Source organism: Yersinia sp. IP36721, assembly GCF_003634395.1.
GTDB classification, from domain to species: domain Bacteria; phylum Pseudomonadota; class Gammaproteobacteria; order Enterobacterales; family Enterobacteriaceae; genus Yersinia; species Yersinia entomophaga.
Genome location: NZ_QCZL01000006.1, coordinates 143,263 through 160,264 on the forward strand (window position 1 = coordinate 143,263; position 17,002 = coordinate 160,264).

Consider the following 17,002-nt stretch of genomic DNA (forward strand, 5'->3'; position numbering starts at 1 on the left):
TTTTTTTATGGGCTTTACCTTTGATTTCAACGTGTGATTCTGGCTGATGTTTCTTGTGGTCAGCGGGCGGTATTTTCCGACTCTCGCCAAGGGGAGGATAATTCACTGAGAAAACTGGGCGATTCTGCGGCACTCGCGCCGGAAATTGCTTAATGAGGTTGAAACAGATAGAAATTGTCGCTCATACTGCATGCACTGATTTTTCCCCTACGAAGGAAATATGTTATGGCCGAAGAAACAATTTTCAGTAAAATTATCCGCCGTGAAATTCCGGCCGATGTGGTTTATCAGGATGAACTGGTTACGGCGTTTCGCGATATTGCGCCACAGGCTCCCACCCATATTCTTATTATTCCTAATATACTGATCCCTACGGTTAATGATGTCACCGTCGAACATGAAGCGGCGCTGGGGCGTATGATTACCGTTGCTGCAAAAATTGCAGAACAGGAAGGTATCTCCGAAGACGGTTACCGCTTGATTATCAACTGTAATCGTCACGGTGGTCAGGAGGTTTATCATATCCATATGCACCTGGTCGGCGGTCAGCCACTGGGGCCACTGCTAAGTCGAAAATAATTAAGCAATTTATAATTATTCGGTAAAGTGATGGCTCTGTGCATCGCGACTTTTCCGGTCATCGCTAAATCGAGGTATGCCTATGCGCCGTTTCAAGGCGTTTTTACTGCCGGGAATGTTTCTGATTCCTGTTATCACTTTACTGGGCTGTAGCGCGCCGCAGGGTATCGCCGTTAACCAACGGCAGGCGGTTGTGATGGATTCGCCGGTTCTTAGCGCCGGAATTCTGGCAGAGAAGCCGGCAATCTCGACGCTTTCGGGGCGGAGTATTGCAACATCAACTTTAATGAGCAGCAGCACCAAAGCCGTCACGGTGAATTATCGTTTCTACTGGTATGACGCTCAGGGGCTGGATTTGCTGCCGTTTGAAACTCCCCGAAAGGTCACGATAGGGCCAAACTCATCAGTCGATATTCAGTCAATCACCCCGAATCTGGATGCGCGCAGCGTGCGCCTCTATCTGTTTTTATAATTGTGTTGTTGGAGTGGGATAATGAAAAGGTATTTATTTGTGGCGTTGGCCGCGCTGGTGCTGACCGGTTGTCCTTCCCGGCCACCAGAGCCGACCGAGCAGCCTGCGACCATTGAACCTATTACCCCGGTGCCACCGATTGAAACACCGCCACCGGCCGATAAAGTTCCTCAACCGCCTAAAGCTCCCCAGCCTATTGACTGGGCGGCTAGCGTAGAACCATTGGTGGCGCAAATGGTTAACGCCAACGATGTTGCCGCAGGCAGCGTTTTGTTGCTGGACAGCGTTAAAAATAATACCAACGGTGCCTTACAGATCGGTAAAGCTACCGCCGCGCTGCATCAGGTATTGGCATCCAACAAGAAATTTGCCCTGATTCCGGCTGCGCAGTTAACCGCAGCGAAACAGACTTTAGGTCTGTCGGAGGAGGATAGCCTCGGTTCTCGCAGCAAAGCCATTGGTCTGGCACGTTACGTTAGCGCTCAATATGTGCTGTATAGCGACGTGAGCGGCGACGTGAAAGCGCCAGAGATCGATATGCAACTGATGTTGGTACAAACGGGCGAAATTATCTGGTCAGGTCATGGTAACGTACAGCGTTGAAGCGAGTCTGCGTGCCTTGATTGAAACTCGGATACCGGCGGTGAATACCGCCGGTTGCCATTTCAGCCCGGTATCCGGCCTAACTGGTGAAAGCTGGCGGATAACCGGGCAAAACTTCCAATGGCTGGCGCGGGAACACTCGGTCGCCAAAAGAGAATTAGGCGTTAATCGTCAGCGTGAGCAGCGTATCTTGCAGCAGATGTCGGCGCGTGCGTTATCTCCGCGAGTGATGATTGCCAATCAACACTGGCTGGTGGTGGAATGGCTGGATGGCGTGGTGGTCGAACCCCAGCAGTTCCTGCAACTGGCCGATCGAGGCACGTTGGCGGAATTGGTGGCGCGGCTGCATCAGGCTCCCCGTACCGGCTATCCGTTGAATATCCATCGACAATTACTCGGTTATAGCGAAAGAATGGATCCGTCCCGCCGCAGTGCGGACTGGTTGCGACTGCATAAACGCTTTATGGCGCAAAAACCGCCGCTTCCGCTGAATCTGGTTCCTTTGCATATGGATATTCACCCTGGAAATATTATCGAGACAAATTCTGGTCTGAGATTAATAGACTGGGAATATGCGGCAGACGGTGACGTGGCGTTGGAGTTGGCCGCGATGTTTCGGTTTAACGGTTGGGACAACGCGCGGCAGCAGGCGTTTTTACGCCAATATGGTCAGCAGCCGGGAGCCTATCAGGATATCGCCGCTTTGACGCGGCAAATAGCACGCTGGTCTCCGTGGATCGATTATCTGATGCTGATGTGGTTTGAAGTGCGCTGGAAACAAACCGGCGAGATAGGTTTTTTGCAGTGGGCAGCGCCGCTGCGCCGACGATTTAATTTATCGGGTCTGGATTCATCCGCCGGATAACAACATATTTTATTCAATGACGTGAGGTAGTTGTGGGTCCTGTCATGTTAGATGTTGCCAGCTACGAGCTGGATGCCGAAGAACGCGAAATCTTGCAGCATCCGCTGGTGGGTGGGCTGATTTTGTTTAGCCGTAACTTCCACGATGCCGAACAGTTGCGTGAGCTGGTGCGACAGATTCGCGCGGCTTCCCGCGAGCGGCTGGTTGTGGCGGTCGATCAGGAAGGCGGGCGGGTGCAACGCTTTCGAGAAGGTTTTACACGTTTGCCTGCGGCGCAGTCCTTTGCGGCTCTCAACGATAAGGAAACCGCCGGGCGTTTAGCGCAAGAAGCCGGTTGGCTGATGGCCTCGGAAATGATTGCCATGGATATTGATATCAGCTTTGCGCCGGTATTGGATATTGGCCACGTTAGCGCCGCTATCGGCGAGCGTTCATTCCACAGTGAGCCGCAAAAGGCGCTGGAAATGGCCGAACGCTTTATTTTAGGAATGCATAGCGCAGGCATGAAAACCACCGGAAAACACTTCCCCGGCCACGGTGCGGTGACCGCTGATTCCCATAAAGAGACGCCGAGAGATACGCGCCCACTGGCAGAAATCCGCGCACATGATATGGTTATATTCCGTGAGCTGATTCAGCGTAACCTGCTGGATGCCATTATGCCTGCTCATGTGATCTACACCGATGCCGATCCGCGTCCGGCCAGTGGCTCGGCTTATTGGCTTCAGCAGGTATTGCGTCAGGAGCTCGGTTTTGAGGGCATTATTTTCTCTGACGACCTCTCGATGGAAGGCGCGGCGATCATGGGCAGCTATGCGGAACGCGGGCAGGCCTCTCTGGATGCTGGGTGTGACATGATTCTGGTGTGCAATAATCGTCAGGGGGCCGTCAGCGTGCTGGATAACCTGTCTCCGGTCAAAGCAGACAAGCTGAGTCGGTTATATCATCGTGGGCAGTTCGGTCGCGAAGAGCTACTTGGCTCTCCACGCTGGCAGCAGGCCAATAAAGCGTTAACGGCGCTCAGCGAGCGGTGGGACACCCATAAACAAGGGTTAGGGAACTAGCACGTACCGGGGTGTGTCCGGTGCGATTTACCCTGTCGTAGCGAGGATAAAGATGATCGTCTATTTACACGGTTTTGATTCAACCAGTCCCGGCAATCACGAAAAGGTTCTGCAACTGCAGTTCATCGATCCGGATGTGCGTTTTATCAGCTACAGCACCTTACATCCCCGGCACGATATGCAGCATTTATTGAAGGAAGTGGACAAAGCCATTCAGCAGGGCGGTGACAGTCATCCTCTGATTTGTGGCGTCGGTTTAGGCGGGTTTTGGGCAGAACGCATCGGTTTTCTATGTGGAATTCGGCAGGTGGCTTTTAACCCGAATCTGTTCCCACAGGAAAATATGAGCGGTAAAATCGACCGCCCGGAAGAGTATCTGGATATCGCGACCAAGTGCGTTCAGGATTTTCGTGAGAAAAACCGCGATCGTTGCTTAGCGGTGCTTTCCCGTCACGATGAGGCATTGGACAGTCAGCGCACGGCGGCAGAATTGCATCCTTATTACGAAATTGTCTGGGATGAAAAGCAGGGGCACAAGTTTAAAGATCTTTCCGTTCACCTACAGCGGATCAAGGCATTTAAAACTCTCGATTAACATTTTTTTCTCATACTCGAGCCCCGAAGCGATCGTTTTTTGACGGTAACTTCGGGCTTTTTCTTTCCCAAAGCCATCGGTAAACGGTGATTTTGGGTAAAAAAGTCTGAAATTATTAAACTGTGACCTGTCGCTAACTATTTGAATATTCTTCTAGAAAAAATCCTCCCGCCGCGTCTTTCAGCAAAATAAATTGATATATATCAATTTTGGTATGACCAAATAACCCTGCATGATATTCTGCGGTCAGATAATTGAATTTACTCAAGCGAACCCTATGTTATCTAAGGATATTATTCATTTACCCTTAGCTAACAATTGGTTCACATTTAGGGGGTCATTTTGACAACGCCAAAGAAAAAAATCGTTATTATTGGTGGTGGTGCCGGCGGACTGGAACTGGCGACCAGCCTGGGCCATAAACTGGGTCGCAGTAAAAAAGCGGAGATTGTTCTGGTCGATCGCAACCACAGTCATTTGTGGAAACCATTGTTGCACGAAGTGGCAACTGGCTCTCTAGATGACGGGGTTGATGCGCTGAGCTACCTGGCTCATGCTCGTAATCACCATTTCAATTTCCAACTGGGTTCATTAACCAATATTAATCGGGAAACCAAAACCGTCAGCCTGGCCAAAATCTGCGATGAGCAGGGCGACGTGCTGGTGACCGAGCGTGAATTGTCTTATGACATTCTGGTGATGGCGTTGGGCAGTACATCCAATGATTTCGGTACGCCGGGCGTGAAGGAAAACTGTATTTTCCTGGATAACCCGCATCAGGCTCATCGTTTCCACAACGAAATGCTGAATCTGTTCCTGAAGTATTCCGCTCAGCCGGGTGAAAAAGGCAAGGTTAACATTGCTATCGTTGGCGGCGGTGCAACCGGCGTTGAGCTGTCTGCCGAGCTGCATAACGCAGTTAAACAGCTGCACAGCTATGGTTTCGAAGGTTTGGACAATCAGGCGCTGAACGTGACGCTGGTGGAAGCTGGTGAGCGCATTCTTCCTGCGCTGCCACCGCGTATTTCCGCTGCGGCTCATCAGGAACTGACCAAGCTGGGCGTGCGTGTATTGACCAAAACCATGGTGACTAGTGCAGACAGTCAAGGTCTGAATACCAAAGACGGCGAATTGATCAACGCTGACCTCATGGTGTGGGCGGCGGGTATCAAAGCGCCTGACTTTATGAAAGATATCGCCGGGCTGGAAACCAACCGTATCAATCAGTTAGTGGTTGAACCAACGTTGCAAACCACTCGCGATCCCAACATTTTCGCTATCGGCGACTGTGCCTCTTGCCCGCAGCCTAACGGCGGTTTTGTGCCTCCGCGCGCGCAGTCGGCTCACCAGATGGCCAGCCGTTGCTACAGCAACATTCTGGCGTTGCTGAATGGTCAAAGTCTGAAACCTTACGTGTATAAAGACCACGGCTCATTGGTTTCCCTGTCTAAATTCAGCACCGTTGGCAGCCTGATGGGTAACTTGATGCGCGGTTCAATGATGGTGGAAGGGCGTGTGGCGCGAGTGGTATATATCTCCCTGTATCGTATGCATCAGGTAGCGTTACATGGCTACACCAAAACCGGCCTGATGATGTTGGTAGGCGGGATTAACCGGGTGATTCGCCCTCGGTTAAAACTGCATTAATAGCCTGAAGTTCAGTATTCGCTTAGCGAATCGGATACCCGGAAATTGAGTTCTGGGAAGTTAAAACTCGTAGTAGCACAGAGAACCGTCGTCACAGTGTGGCGGCGGTTTTTTGTTTTCGGAGGTTGACCCGATTTTGCGAACAGTGATTCAGATTCTTATCAGAGAGATTTAGCGTATCGAATTGATATTGTTATGTTTGAAATGCAAGCAGCGTATTTAGAGCTAATTTTATCGCATCAGGATATTAAGTTTTTCACCAGGTGAGGCTTAAGGATAATAGTCCGTAGTGCAGAAATATGTTCTGGTATAAATAATAAATTGCAAAAAAATAATGTCCGGTGTTATCAGTTCGAATGCCTCCATTGATATATAGACTTTTTATGGTTGTAAATAAAATAACCTTGCGGTTAGGTCGTCATCAATTAATGTTTTTTAATATATTTGGCGGCGATCATACTATCGCCTTTATCAGGGCTATCTTGAGCGATTAACGTGGCCGGTGGTTGATACGCCCGGCGGTGTGAAACCGTCGATGCTGAAACTTATAGCAGCCAGTGAAATGAGCCTAAGATTCTATGACAGTAAGGTTTGGCTGGAAAGCTGGCAGACACCGCAGGCTATTCCGCTGGCGATACACATGACATTGCGCACGCCGTCATTCGCAAAATCGAACGAGTCTGGTTGTTGAAAGGCTCGCAAATGTTTTCAGAAAATCAATCATGAATTCGGCACCCAAACGCGGCATCGCGATGATCGTGGTGTTGGTGCGGCTGGGATATTGCGGAAAGTCTGTAGGCGTTTGTCGACAGTGATGCCTCGCTGCAAACCCGTCTGGCAGAGAGGACTGGGAGTCTCTGGTTTGCCCGATTCCTTTCTTTGCGCCTAAGCGCGGGTGAATATCAGCGAACTAAGTGCTATTCAGGGAATAGATGCGGATGTTTATCAAAGGCTTAATCCTCAGGTATGTACACTACCCATGACAAGACAAAGCATTAATGTTAATACCCTAAATGTCGCTCACAGTGTCATTCTGGAGGCATTATTTACCCCCGGCTTAGTGCCACTCAGGCGCAGATGCTGTTGCAGCAGCGGCCGGAAAAAGGATGGGAAAGCATAGAGCAGTTGTTGAGCGTCGCGCCATTAGCCGATGTGGATGCCAAAGTGAAAGCGCAGGTAAAGCCGATATTGAGCGTGAATAGCCGCTACTTTTGGCTGCGTTCCTGTATTGAGGTTAACGACGTGAGCTTGACCGTGCAGTCTTTGATCGTGCGCAATGGCGCACAAAAATTTGATGTGCTGTGGCATCAGACAGGAGAAGTGGAGTGAGTGAATCTCTGAATCTTTTTTTCCCCCTTGGCGAAGCGCAGCCGATCATATGGCGACGTGACTCGGAAACGCCTTTCGTACCAGAAACTAAAGGGGAATGGATTTCCCCATGGGCGGCGCAGGATATGTTGACGCAATGGCCGAAATTCGATGCGATTCGGGTGTTTTTCCCCGGAGAATGGGCTGGTGTTCGTAAAGTTGAATTGCCTAAAGTCTCCAAAAAACATGCAGAGAAAATCATCCCCGCACTGTTAGAGGAAGACTTATGCGAAGACATTGATGATTTACATTTTTCCATACTGGAAATAGATGAAAAGCAGGCCACCGTTGCGGTGATTACTCATCAGAAAATGCATTATCTTACTCAGTGGCTACATCAGGGCGAAATATTGGCGACAACGTTATTGCCGGATTGGCTGGCGTTGCCGGAAGGCCATCTGCTGGTTAGTGGTGAACGCTGTCTGCTTCGCACCCATCAATGGCAAGGATGGAGCGCAGAATCGTCCCTGGCTCCGTACTTACTCAAGGCACAGTTACGTGACCGTGATTCAGTGAGCCAGCTCTGCGTCTACGGTGAGTTGCCTGCGGCACTGGCGTCGGCGCTGGATTCGTGCGGTATTGAGAACACGGTATCAGGAACGCTGCCCGCGCCTCAGACTAGCGGTGCGGGTTTGCTCTGTGGCCGCTGGAAACCGCGAGTGAACTATCAGAAACAGTGGGAGCGTTGGCGTCCGACGATGACGTCGTTAATAGTGCTTGTCGGTGTCATGACGGCGGAACGACTGGTGTCATTGTGGAGCATCACGGAACGCGCGCAGCAGACCCGCACGGCGGCCGAAGAGAGTTTCCTCCAATTGTTCCCCGAACAGCGGCGCATCGTCAATTTACGGGCGCAGCTCAATGCCGCGCTGCGGGAGCTGGGAAGTGGGACCGCAGAGGACGAACTGCTGGTGATTCTACCCTTGGTCGCAGAAACGCTTGAGTCTAAAGGAATACTGAAACAGATAGATGTTCAGGGAATTAAATTTGATCAACAGCGGCAGGAATTGTATCTCAGGCTGAGAGCCGCCGATTTTGCGACCTTTGAGGCGCTGCGGGAAGATCTGGCGACTGTTTTTTCCGTCAAACAAGATGCACTGCTGAAGGATAACGAGCGGGTTACAGGGGGAATGACTTTGAAAAGGAAGCAAAATCATGCGTCTTAATTTACGGCCTTTGTATCAACGGATGGTATCAAAGGGCATGTCCATCGGGGAAGGCATTCTGACGCAGCACTGGCAGCCTCGCTCAATTCGGGAGAAATGGCTGATTGGTGCCGCCCTCTGTAGCCTGATTTTGGGGGGATACTATTGGGGAATATGGCAGCCGCTAACCCGACAGATCGCGCTGCAAGAAGGGGTATTGCAACAGCAACGAGCGTTGATTGCCAAAATGCGCGCCGCTGCACCGGAAATTAGCGCGTGGCGACAGCAAACCCCATCAGTGGCAAAGAACGCTTCTGTTACCTCATTATCACAAAGGGTCAGCACCAGCGCCGCCGAGCACAAGATTACGCTGAAGCGTATTCAGGAGCGGGAAGGGGTCGTTCAGATAGGGCTGGAACCCTTGCCCTTTAATTCTCTCTTGGATTGGTTGAATGGATTACGTCAGAAGTCGGGCGTTCGGGCGGTGCAGTTGGATATTGTCGCGGCAGACCAACCCGGAGTTGTCAAAGTGCAGCGGCTGGAGCTGGCGAAAATCTAAGAAGACCGGTTCAGTGTTTATCGCTGAAAAATTGTGAGGTCAGTGCCGCAGGTAAACTGAACATTAGCGGCCAGCGCGCGATGTAAAAATCATTCGAGCCGATGGTGTGCGTCAGGGAAAGTTAACCTAAGATTTGGCGCACAAACGGGCAAGAGTCGCAATGACGCAGTTTAGGCCGCCAATTCGCCAGCAACAACATTGGCCGTTTGTCCAGTCGCATGCTGGGATTGCGCACCTAATGCCAAACTTTTAGCATAAAACCCTTCGTTACATTTAATAGCTTGCTAAGATTCGTCCTAAAGCCGCCTTTTCCCTGTGGTTTCCGCTGATTTGGCGTATTTATCTTATTGCTGTCCTAAATGACATTGTGCAGACTCACTCCCGATAACAGAGGCGAGTCACGCACGCCGACGCCCGAAGTTCAAACTTACGAGGCCGCTGTCAGATTTATCGCCGTTAGGCGAAGGTACTGCGGTACGGAGTCTACGGCATAAATTGCGTGGTAACATTTTAGGAGGATTTCCTGTGAACAAATCAATGTTAGCAGGCGTGGGTATTGGTATAGCTGCCGCTCTGGGAATTGCCGCCGTGGCAAGTATGGATGTTTTTTCCAGCGGTCCTCAGTACGCACAGGTGATAGCCGCTACGCCAATAAAGGAAACGGTTAAAACGCCACGTAAAGAATGCCGCAATGTTACGGTAACTCACCGTAAACCGGTGCAGGATGAAAACCAAATTGCAGGATCGGTACTCGGCGCAGTCGCAGGCGGGGTATTGGGGCATCAAGTGGGTGGCGGTCGCGGTAAAGATATCGCCACCGTAGCAGGCGCGTTAGCCGGGGGTTACGCCGGTAACCGGGTGCAAAGCAATATGCAGGAAAGCGACACTTACACCACCACGCAGCAGCGTTGCCAGACGGTGTATGACAAATCGCAGAAAATGCTGGGATATGACGTCACCTACAAAATTGGCGATCAGCAGGGAAAAATTCGTATGGATCGTGATCCAGGTACGCAGATTCCTGTCGATAAAAATGGTCAACTGATTCTGAGTAATCGAGCATAACGAAATATTTGTGGTCCAAGACCTCGTAACAAGAGCCCGCGGTGTAGTGTTAGTTCTGATCGTTTAATAGTCAGTCGGGGTGGTTATCCGCCCCTACCGTTAAGCGAGTGGCATTAGCATTGACGCGGGTTTCCTTCTGCCTTTCCCGCGCCAACACTATTCCCTACATCAATTATCTAGATAAATTCTTTATATCAATAGTCATCGAGGCCACCTTATAACCGCGTGGTTAAGCGATACGGTGCTGTTCGAAAGAGGCCAGTAGTTCCTCAACAAATTTCAAACGTTTGGTCCGATCGCTTAAATCCTGCATAAACTTCAGCTTGGTTGGGCCTTCTAATCGGAATATCTGCGGCTGACGCTGCAATAAACCAATCAGATACACCGGATCGACCTTGTTTTTCTCGCCGAACTCGATAAAACCACCGCGTTCATTGCCTTCAATCCGTTTAATGCCCAGTTTTTGCGCATGTTGACGTAACGAAGCGGTTTGCAGCAGGAATCGCGCCGCATCCGGCAACAGACCGAAACGATCGATCAGTTCGACTTTCAGTTCATCCAGCTCGACGTCATCGCGGGCGCTGGCGATACGCTTATAGAATGAAAGCCTGATATTTACATCAGGAATAAAATCGTCGGGCAACAGCACCGGCATACGCATTTCGATTTCGGTCTGGTTGCTGGTGAGATCCTCCAGCGACGGTTCGCGCCCTTCTTTCAATGCATCGACCGCGCTTTCCAATAGTTCCATATACAATGAGAAACCAATGGTCGTCATCTGGCCGCTTTGATCTTCCCCCAACAGTTCCCCCGCGCCACGAATTTCCAGATCGTGAGTCGCCAAAGCGAAACCGGCGCCGAGATCTTCCAGTGAAGCAATGGCTTCCAGCCGTTTTTTGGCATCGGTCGTCATGGCTTTCGGATTTGGCGTCAGCAGGTAAGCGTAGGCCTGGTGGTGAGAACGACCGACGCGGCCTCGTAGCTGATGCAACTGCGCCAGACCGAAGTGGTCGGCTCGCTCGATAATAATGGTATTGGCGCTAGGAATATCAATACCGGTTTCAATAATTGTGGTGCAGACCAAAACGTTAAAGCGTTGATGATGGAAATCATTCATCACCCGTTCCAGATCCCGCTCACGCATCTGACCGTGGCCGATAGCAATGCGGGCTTCTGGCACCAGTTCCGCCAAACGTTGGGCTGCTTTCTCAATATTTTCAACGTCGTTGTACAGATAATAAACCTGCCCACCGCGTAATACTTCACGCAGAATGGCCTCGCGGACGACCAGATTGTCGTATTCGCGCACAAAGGTTTTTACCGCCAAACGGCGCGCTGGCGGCGTGGCAATAATCGACAGGTCACGCATACCGCTCATCGCCATATTCAGCGTGCGGGGAATCGGCGTAGCGGTCAGCGTCAGAATGTCCACATCGGCGCGCATGGCCTTGATTCGCTCTTTGTGGCGCACGCCAAAGCGGTGTTCTTCATCCACAATCAGCAGGCCCAGATCTTTCCAGTGTAAATCACTTTGCAGCAATTTATGGGTGCCAATCAGAATATCGATTTTCCCTTCTGCCGCCTGCTCCAGAATCACCTGCTGCTCTTTTGCGCTGCGGAAACGAGAAAGCATTTCGATACGGACCGGCCAGGTAGCAAAACGGTCGCGGAAATTATCAAAATGCTGCTGCGCCAGCAGGGTGGTCGGCACTAATACTGCCACTTGCTTATTATTATTCACCGCAAGGAAAGCCGCGCGCATTGCCACTTCGGTTTTACCGAAGCCGACGTCACCACACACCAGACGGTCCATCGCCAACGGTTGGCACATATCGCTCAGCACCGCATTAATCGCCTGTTCCTGATCTGGCGTGGTTTCAAACGGGAAGCTTTGGCAGAACAGCTGATATTGTTCGCGATCCTGTTTGAATTTAAAGCCGGACTTCACCGCACGCTGGGCGTAAATATCCAGCAGCTCGGCGGCTACGTCCCGAACTTTCTCCGCAGCTTTCTGACGGGCGCGGGTCCAAGCGTCACCGCCCAGTTTATGCAGCGGCGCGTTTTCATCGGCACCGCCAGAATAACGGCTGATGAGGTGCAGGGAGGATACAGGCACATACAGTTTGTCTTCCCCGGCATAGGTCAGAATCAGATATTCTGCTTTGATACCACCGGCTTCCAGCGTTGTCAGACCAAGATAACGGCCAACGCCATGCTCCAGATGCACCACTGGCTGGCCGGGACGCAGTTCCGCCAGATTGCGAATCAGAGTATCGGTATTAATAGTGCGGCGATTATCCTGGCGGCGACGGCTTACGCGTTCACCGAGCAAATCGCTTTCGCAAATCAGCGCTAGCTGACGAATATGATCGAGAAAACCGCGTTCCGCCGCACCGATCATCAAATAGTGACCGGTTTTTTTCACTTCATCCAAACGGGAAATCAGCGTCGGGCGTAATTTAATCCGGCCCAGTAAATCCTGTAGGGTTTCGCGTCGGCCTTCACTTTCTACCGAGAACACTACGCTGCCGCTGAAGCCTTCAATAAAGCGGCGCAGGTTATCTAACGGAGCTTTCGCCTGTGCCTGTACCGCGACGTCAGGCAACCCCTGATAATCCAGATTGGTGTTGGCGGCTTTTTTCGGCAGAACGTCAGTTTTAAGTTGAATGCGTGGCCAGTCTTTGAGCTCGCTAAACAGACCGTCAGTCCGCAGCCACAGGGTTTCCGGTGCCAGCAAAGGCCGCATGGGGTCAATGCGACGGCTTTCATAACGCTGATTGACATCCTGCCAGAAACGCTCGGCGGCGGCTTCCAGATCGCCGGTATTCACCAATAAGGTGTTGTCCGGCAGGTAGCTAAATAGGGTGGGTAACGCCTGACTGAAAAATAGCGGTTGCCAGTACTCAATACCCGCAGGCCAGATGCCTTTGCTCACCTGCTGGTAAATATGTTCAGGGTCGCGTCGGACTTCAAACTGCTCGCGCCACTGGCTGCGAAATAGCTCAATGGCGGCCTGATCAATAGGAAACTCATGAGCAGGCAATAAATTGATGTGTTCCACTTCCGACAGGGTGCGTTGAGAGTCAACGTCAAATACCCGCAGGCTGTCGATTTCATCATCAAAAAAATCAATGCGATAAGGTTCTTCGCTGCCCATTGGATATAAATCCAAAAGCGCTCCTCGGGTAGCAAATTCACCGTGTTCCATCACCTGATCTACGCTGCGGTAGCCAGCTTGCTCCAATTGGGAACGCAGTTTATCGCGAGATAAATGCTGGCCTTTTTTCATGACCAGCGCGTGACCGTGCAGGAATTCGTGAGGACAGACCCGCTGCATCAGCGTATTTACAGGAAGAATGATCACGCCGCGTTTCATCGCCGGTAACTGATACAGGCAAGATAAACGGGTGGAAATAATATCCTGATGGGGGGAGAAACTGTCGTAAGGCAGCGTTTCCCAGTCGGATAAAGTCGTGACGCTGTGGGCAGTAAATTGCTGAATTTCATCCCGCAGGCGCAGGGCATTTTGCATATCCGGCGCGATTAACATCACCGGTCCCGGATGGCGTTCAATAATTTCGGCGCATTCGATGGCGCAGGCAGCGCCGGTTAATTGGCCTAACTGGCGTATATCGCCACGGCGCTCAGGTAATGAGTAACGGTATTGTTGGGACATAAGCAGTTAAGCAATCTCTTTGGTTCAGCACTGCGGCAATAACGATATTGCCTATCCTAGCATGCGATGACGCAAGGCTGTGGAATTGGCGCTATTTCTGGAATAAAAGCCGGAGATATAGGCTGTTAGTGGTTCCATAAAGCGGCGGTACGCTTTATTATCCTCGATCACTTTGCTTTAGCAACAGGATCTCAACAGATTTCATGTATCAACCTGTCGCACTATTTATTGGCCTGCGTTATATGCGCGGGCGTGCTTCTGACCGCTTTGGCCGCTTTGTTTCCTGGCTGTCCACCATTGGCATTACTTTGGGCGTGATGGCGCTGATAACGGTGTTATCGGTGATGAACGGCTTTGAACGGGACTTGCAGAATAATATTCTGGGGCTGATGCCACAGGCGTTGATTACTACGCCCAAAGGCTCTATCGATCCGGAAAAAATCCCCGCCTCGGCGCTAAAAGGGCTAAGCGGTGTCAGCGATATTGTGCCTTTGACCACCGGTGAAGTGGTGTTGCAAAGCCCGCGTAGCGTGAACGTCGGCGTGATGCTGGGTGTCAATCCCGAACAGCACGAACCCTTAACCAATTCGCTAGTGAATGTACATCTGCGTGATCTGCAACCGGGTCAATACAACCTGATTATGGGTGAAAAGCTGGCGGGAAAACTGGGCGTGAGTCGCGGTGAAACCATTCGCCTGATGGTGCCCAGTGCCAGCCAGTTTACGCCGATGGGGCGCATTCCCAGCCAGCGTTTGTTTAACGTCATTGGCACTTTTGCCGCTGGCAGCGAAGTGGATGACTATCAATTGCTGGTGAATCAGCAGGATGCTTCTCGTCTGATGCGTTACCCGGCGGGGAATATCACTGGCTGGCGTTTGTTCCTCGATCAGCCGTTGCAGGTGGATTCTCTCAGCCAGCAAAACCTGCCGGAAGGCACGGTGTGGAAAGACTGGCGCGAGCGTAAAGGCGAACTGTTCCAGGCTGTACGCATGGAGAAAAACATGATGGGGCTACTGCTGAGCCTGATCATCGCCGTTGCTGCGTTTAATATTATTACCTCACTGGGATTACTGGTGATGGAGAAGCAAGGGGAAGTGGCGATTCTGCAAACTCAAGGGCTGACCCGACGCCAGATTATGCTGGTGTTTATGGTACAAGGGGCCAGCGCCGGGGTGATTGGCGCGTTGCTTGGCACGGGCTTAGGCATTTTACTCGCCAGCCAGCTCAATGTGCTGATGCCGGTTCTGGGCCTGTTGCTAGACGGCGCGGCGCTACCGGTTGCCATTAATCCGCTACAAGTGACGGTGATTGCGCTGTTGGCTATGGCCATTGCGTTGCTGTCCACGCTTTATCCTTCCTGGCGCGCTGCCGCCGCTCAACCCGCTGAGGCTTTACGTTATGAGTAACCAACCTTTATTGCAGTGCGAAAACCTGTGCAAACGCTATCAGGAAGGACAACTTCATACCGACGTATTGCGTAATGTGACCTTTACCATTCAGCCGGGTGAAATGATGGCGATTGTCGGTAGCTCCGGCTCCGGCAAAAGTACGCTGCTGCATCTGCTGGGCGGATTAGATTCGCCAACCTCCGGCGAAGTCATTTATCAGGGGCGCTCACTGAGCCAGCTTTCTTCCGCCGCCAAAGCGGAGTTACGTAACCGCGAACTCGGTTTTATCTACCAGTTCCACCATTTGCTTCCAGACTTTACCGCGTTGGAAAACGTGGCGATGCCGCTGTTGATCGGCGGGACTAAACCGGCAGAAGCGCAAGATAAAGCGCGTGCCATGTTGGCGGCGGTGGGGCTGGAGCAGCGCAGTCAGCATCGTCCTTCCGAGCTTTCAGGCGGTGAACGTCAGCGCGTGGCGATTGCCCGTTCACTGGTGAATAACCCATCGCTGGTGTTGGCGGATGAGCCAACCGGCAACCTCGATCAGCGCAACGCAGACAGTATTTTCAATCTGTTAGGTGAGCTGAACGTACGTCAGGGGACTGCGTTTCTGGTGGTTACTCATGATTTGCAGTTGGCAAATCGCATGAGCCGCCAACTGGAAATGCGTGACGGTCAGTTACAGCAAAATCTGACGTTGGTGGGAGCGGAGTAATGCGCAGTTCACCTCTTTCACTGCTAATAGGCTTGCGGTTTAGTCGTGGTCGCCGTCGCGGCGGGATGGTATCGATGATTTCGATCATTTCCACTCTGGGCATTGCCTTGGGCGTCGCGGTGCTGATTATCGGCCTGAGTGCGATGAACGGCTTCGAACGTGAGCTGAAAAACCGCGTTTTGGCCGTGGTTCCACACGGTCAGATAGCTTTTCTCGATCAACCGTTTAACGCTTGGAAGGCGAGCCTGCAGCGGATCGAAAAAGTGCCCGGCGTCGCGGCGGCGGCACCCTATATTGATTTCACTGGACTGATGGAAAACGGCACCCAATTACGGGCGGTGCAGGTCAAGGGCGTCAATCCGGAGCAGGAAGAAAAACTCAGCGCGTTACCACAGTTCGTGCAGAACAACGCCTGGCAAGATTTTCAGGCTGGTCAGCAGCAGGTGATTTTAGGTAAAGGGCTGGCGGACGCATTAGGGGTTAAGCAAGGTTCCTGGCTGACGGTGATGATCCCAAATAGCGATCCGGAAATGAAGCTATTGCAGCCGAAGCGTATTCGTCTGCAAGTTGCCGGCGTGTTCCAGCTCAGCGGTCAACTGGATCACAGTCTGGCGATGGTGCCCCTCAGCGATGCCCAGCAATATCTGGATATGGGCGATAGCGTGACCGGTATTGCACTGAAGTTTAATGACGTTTTCAACGCCAATAATCTCACGCGCAGCGCCGCAGAAGCCTCCAATGCTTATGTGAATTACAGCAGTTGGATCGGCACTTACGGCTATATGTATCGCGATATTCAAATGATTCGCACCATTATGTATTTAGCTATGGTGCTGGTGATGGGCGTGGCCAGTTTTAACATTGTGTCTACGCTGGTGATGGCGGTCAAAGATAAAAGCAGTGATATTGCCGTGCTGCGAACTTTGGGTGCCAAAGACGGCCTGATTCGGGCAATTTTCATTTGGTATGGCCTGCTGGCCGGGCTGGTGGGAAGTATCAGCGGCGTGGTGGTCGGTGTTGTCGCTTCATTGCAGTTAACCAATATTATCAGTGGGTTGGAAACGTTGATCGGTCATCATTTCCTGTCCAGCGATATTTATTTTATCGATTATCTACCTTCAGAACTGCATTGGTTCGACGTGGCCTGCGTATTAGCCACGGCCATTGTGCTAAGTCTGGTGGCCAGTTGGTATCCGGCCCGTCGCGCCAGCCGTATTGACCCAGCGCGGGTATTAAGCGGGCAGTAACAGCGCGATCACAA

The 17,002-nt window shown here is 51.6% G+C and carries 15 protein-coding genes and 1 pseudogene; 15 read left to right on the top strand and 1 reads right to left on the bottom strand.

Going from position 1 to position 17,002, the window contains the following annotated elements; translation table 11 throughout:
* The first annotated feature begins 225 nt into the window (after positions 1-225).
* The 12 genes and pseudogenes from hinT to DBA33_RS08035 all read left to right on the top strand — a co-directional run bounded on the left by hinT (position 226) and on the right by DBA33_RS08035 (position 9,962).
* Positions 226-579 carry a purine nucleoside phosphoramidase gene (gene hinT / locus DBA33_RS07980; RefSeq protein ID WP_064513064.1) on the top strand — a complete coding sequence of 118 codons (354 nt, stop codon included), beginning with the start codon at positions 226-228 and terminating at the stop codon, positions 577-579.
* Positions 580-661: 82 nt separating this feature from the next.
* Positions 662-1,051: a DUF1425 domain-containing protein gene (locus DBA33_RS07985; protein WP_120806145.1), complete on the top strand. Its 390-nt coding sequence runs from the start codon at positions 662-664 to the stop codon at positions 1,049-1,051.
* Positions 1,052-1,072: 21 nt separating this feature from the next.
* Positions 1,073-1,654: a penicillin-binding protein activator LpoB gene (gene lpoB, locus DBA33_RS07990; protein ID WP_064513068.1), complete on the top strand. Its 582-nt coding sequence runs from the start codon at positions 1,073-1,075 to the stop codon at positions 1,652-1,654.
* Complete coding sequence (thiK, locus tag DBA33_RS07995) at positions 1,635-2,519, top strand: thiamine kinase (protein WP_120806147.1); 885 nt, start codon at positions 1,635-1,637, stop codon at positions 2,517-2,519. The genes lpoB and thiK overlap by 20 nt, the downstream gene beginning before the upstream one ends.
* Positions 2,520-2,563: 44 nt before the next feature.
* A complete protein-coding gene (nagZ, locus tag DBA33_RS08000; protein WP_162975182.1) occupies positions 2,564-3,583 on the top strand; it encodes a beta-N-acetylhexosaminidase in 1,020 nt (339 codons plus the stop codon).
* Positions 3,584-3,635: 52 nt separating this feature from the next.
* Positions 3,636-4,178 carry an alpha/beta hydrolase YcfP gene (gene ycfP / locus DBA33_RS08005; RefSeq protein ID WP_064513072.1) on the top strand — a complete coding sequence of 181 codons (543 nt, stop codon included), beginning with the start codon at positions 3,636-3,638 and terminating at the stop codon, positions 4,176-4,178.
* 342 nt (positions 4,179-4,520) lie between these two features.
* Positions 4,521-5,825: an NAD(P)/FAD-dependent oxidoreductase gene (locus tag DBA33_RS08010; protein WP_064513074.1), complete on the top strand. Its 1,305-nt coding sequence runs from the start codon at positions 4,521-4,523 to the stop codon at positions 5,823-5,825.
* A gap of 442 nt (positions 5,826-6,267) precedes the next feature.
* A complete protein-coding gene (locus DBA33_RS08015) occupies positions 6,268-6,516 on the top strand; it encodes a type II secretion system protein GspJ (protein WP_120806150.1) in 249 nt (82 codons plus the stop codon).
* 89 nt (positions 6,517-6,605) lie between these two features.
* Positions 6,606-7,154, top strand: a pseudogene (locus DBA33_RS08020) (general secretion pathway protein GspK); the annotation flags it as partial.
* Positions 7,151-8,359 (top strand): type II secretion system protein GspL, encoded by a 1,209-nt coding sequence (gene gspL, locus DBA33_RS08025; RefSeq protein WP_064513077.1) that lies wholly within the window; start codon positions 7,151-7,153, stop codon positions 8,357-8,359. The pseudogene DBA33_RS08020 and the gene gspL, both read left to right, overlap by 4 nt.
* Positions 8,349-8,897 (top strand): type II secretion system protein GspM, encoded by a 549-nt coding sequence (gspM, locus tag DBA33_RS08030; protein ID WP_064513079.1) that lies wholly within the window; start codon positions 8,349-8,351, stop codon positions 8,895-8,897. The genes gspL and gspM overlap by 11 nt, the downstream gene beginning before the upstream one ends.
* A 525-nt stretch (positions 8,898-9,422) precedes the next feature.
* Entirely contained in the window at positions 9,423-9,962 is a 540-nt protein-coding gene (locus tag DBA33_RS08035; RefSeq protein ID WP_064513081.1) for a glycine zipper 2TM domain-containing protein, read from the top strand.
* A 229-nt stretch (positions 9,963-10,191) separates the two neighbouring features.
* Here the strand turns inward: DBA33_RS08035 and mfd are convergent, their stop codons facing one another.
* Entirely contained in the window at positions 10,192-13,638 is a 3,447-nt protein-coding gene (gene mfd / locus DBA33_RS08040; RefSeq protein WP_064513083.1) for a transcription-repair coupling factor, read from the bottom strand.
* Between the two features lie 203 nt (positions 13,639-13,841).
* Between mfd and lolC the strand changes: the two genes are divergently transcribed.
* Genes lolC through lolE form a run of 3 tightly spaced genes read left to right on the top strand, consistent with a single transcriptional unit; the run spans position 13,842 to position 16,988 of the window.
* The gene (gene lolC, locus DBA33_RS08045; RefSeq protein WP_064513086.1) at positions 13,842-15,044 is read left to right on the top strand and encodes a lipoprotein-releasing ABC transporter permease subunit LolC; all 1,203 of its coding nucleotides are present in this window, start codon (positions 13,842-13,844) and stop codon (positions 15,042-15,044) included.
* Entirely contained in the window at positions 15,037-15,741 is a 705-nt protein-coding gene (gene lolD, locus DBA33_RS08050) for a lipoprotein-releasing ABC transporter ATP-binding protein LolD (protein ID WP_064513088.1), read from the top strand. Before lolC ends, lolD begins: the two co-directional genes overlap by 8 nt.
* The gene (gene lolE, locus DBA33_RS08055; protein WP_120806152.1) at positions 15,741-16,988 is read left to right on the top strand and encodes a lipoprotein-releasing ABC transporter permease subunit LolE; all 1,248 of its coding nucleotides are present in this window, start codon (positions 15,741-15,743) and stop codon (positions 16,986-16,988) included. Before lolD ends, lolE begins: the two co-directional genes overlap by 1 nt.
* Positions 16,989-17,002: the final 14 nt, after the last annotated feature.

What these genes read in the sequence shown, in the direction of transcription:
- gspM (WP_064513079.1), top strand. Translation starts at nt 8,349, where the DNA reads ATGCGTCTTAATTTACGGCCTTTGTATCAACGGATGGTATCAAAGGGC.
- thiK (WP_120806147.1), top strand. Translation starts at nt 1,635, where the DNA reads ATGGTAACGTACAGCGTTGAAGCGAGTCTGCGTGCCTTGATTGAAACT.
- mfd (WP_064513083.1), bottom strand. Translation starts at nt 13,638, where the DNA reads ATGTCCCAACAATACCGTTACTCATTACCTGAGCGCCGTGGCGATATA.
- lolC (WP_064513086.1), top strand. Translation starts at nt 13,842, where the DNA reads ATGTATCAACCTGTCGCACTATTTATTGGCCTGCGTTATATGCGCGGG.
- lolE (WP_120806152.1), top strand. Translation starts at nt 15,741, where the DNA reads ATGCGCAGTTCACCTCTTTCACTGCTAATAGGCTTGCGGTTTAGTCGT.
- ycfP (WP_064513072.1), top strand. Translation starts at nt 3,636, where the DNA reads ATGATCGTCTATTTACACGGTTTTGATTCAACCAGTCCCGGCAATCAC.
- hinT (WP_064513064.1), top strand. Translation starts at nt 226, where the DNA reads ATGGCCGAAGAAACAATTTTCAGTAAAATTATCCGCCGTGAAATTCCG.
- DBA33_RS07985 (WP_120806145.1), top strand. Translation starts at nt 662, where the DNA reads ATGCGCCGTTTCAAGGCGTTTTTACTGCCGGGAATGTTTCTGATTCCT.
- lpoB (WP_064513068.1), top strand. Translation starts at nt 1,073, where the DNA reads ATGAAAAGGTATTTATTTGTGGCGTTGGCCGCGCTGGTGCTGACCGGT.
- nagZ (WP_162975182.1), top strand. Translation starts at nt 2,564, where the DNA reads ATGTTAGATGTTGCCAGCTACGAGCTGGATGCCGAAGAACGCGAAATC.
- lolD (WP_064513088.1), top strand. Translation starts at nt 15,037, where the DNA reads ATGAGTAACCAACCTTTATTGCAGTGCGAAAACCTGTGCAAACGCTAT.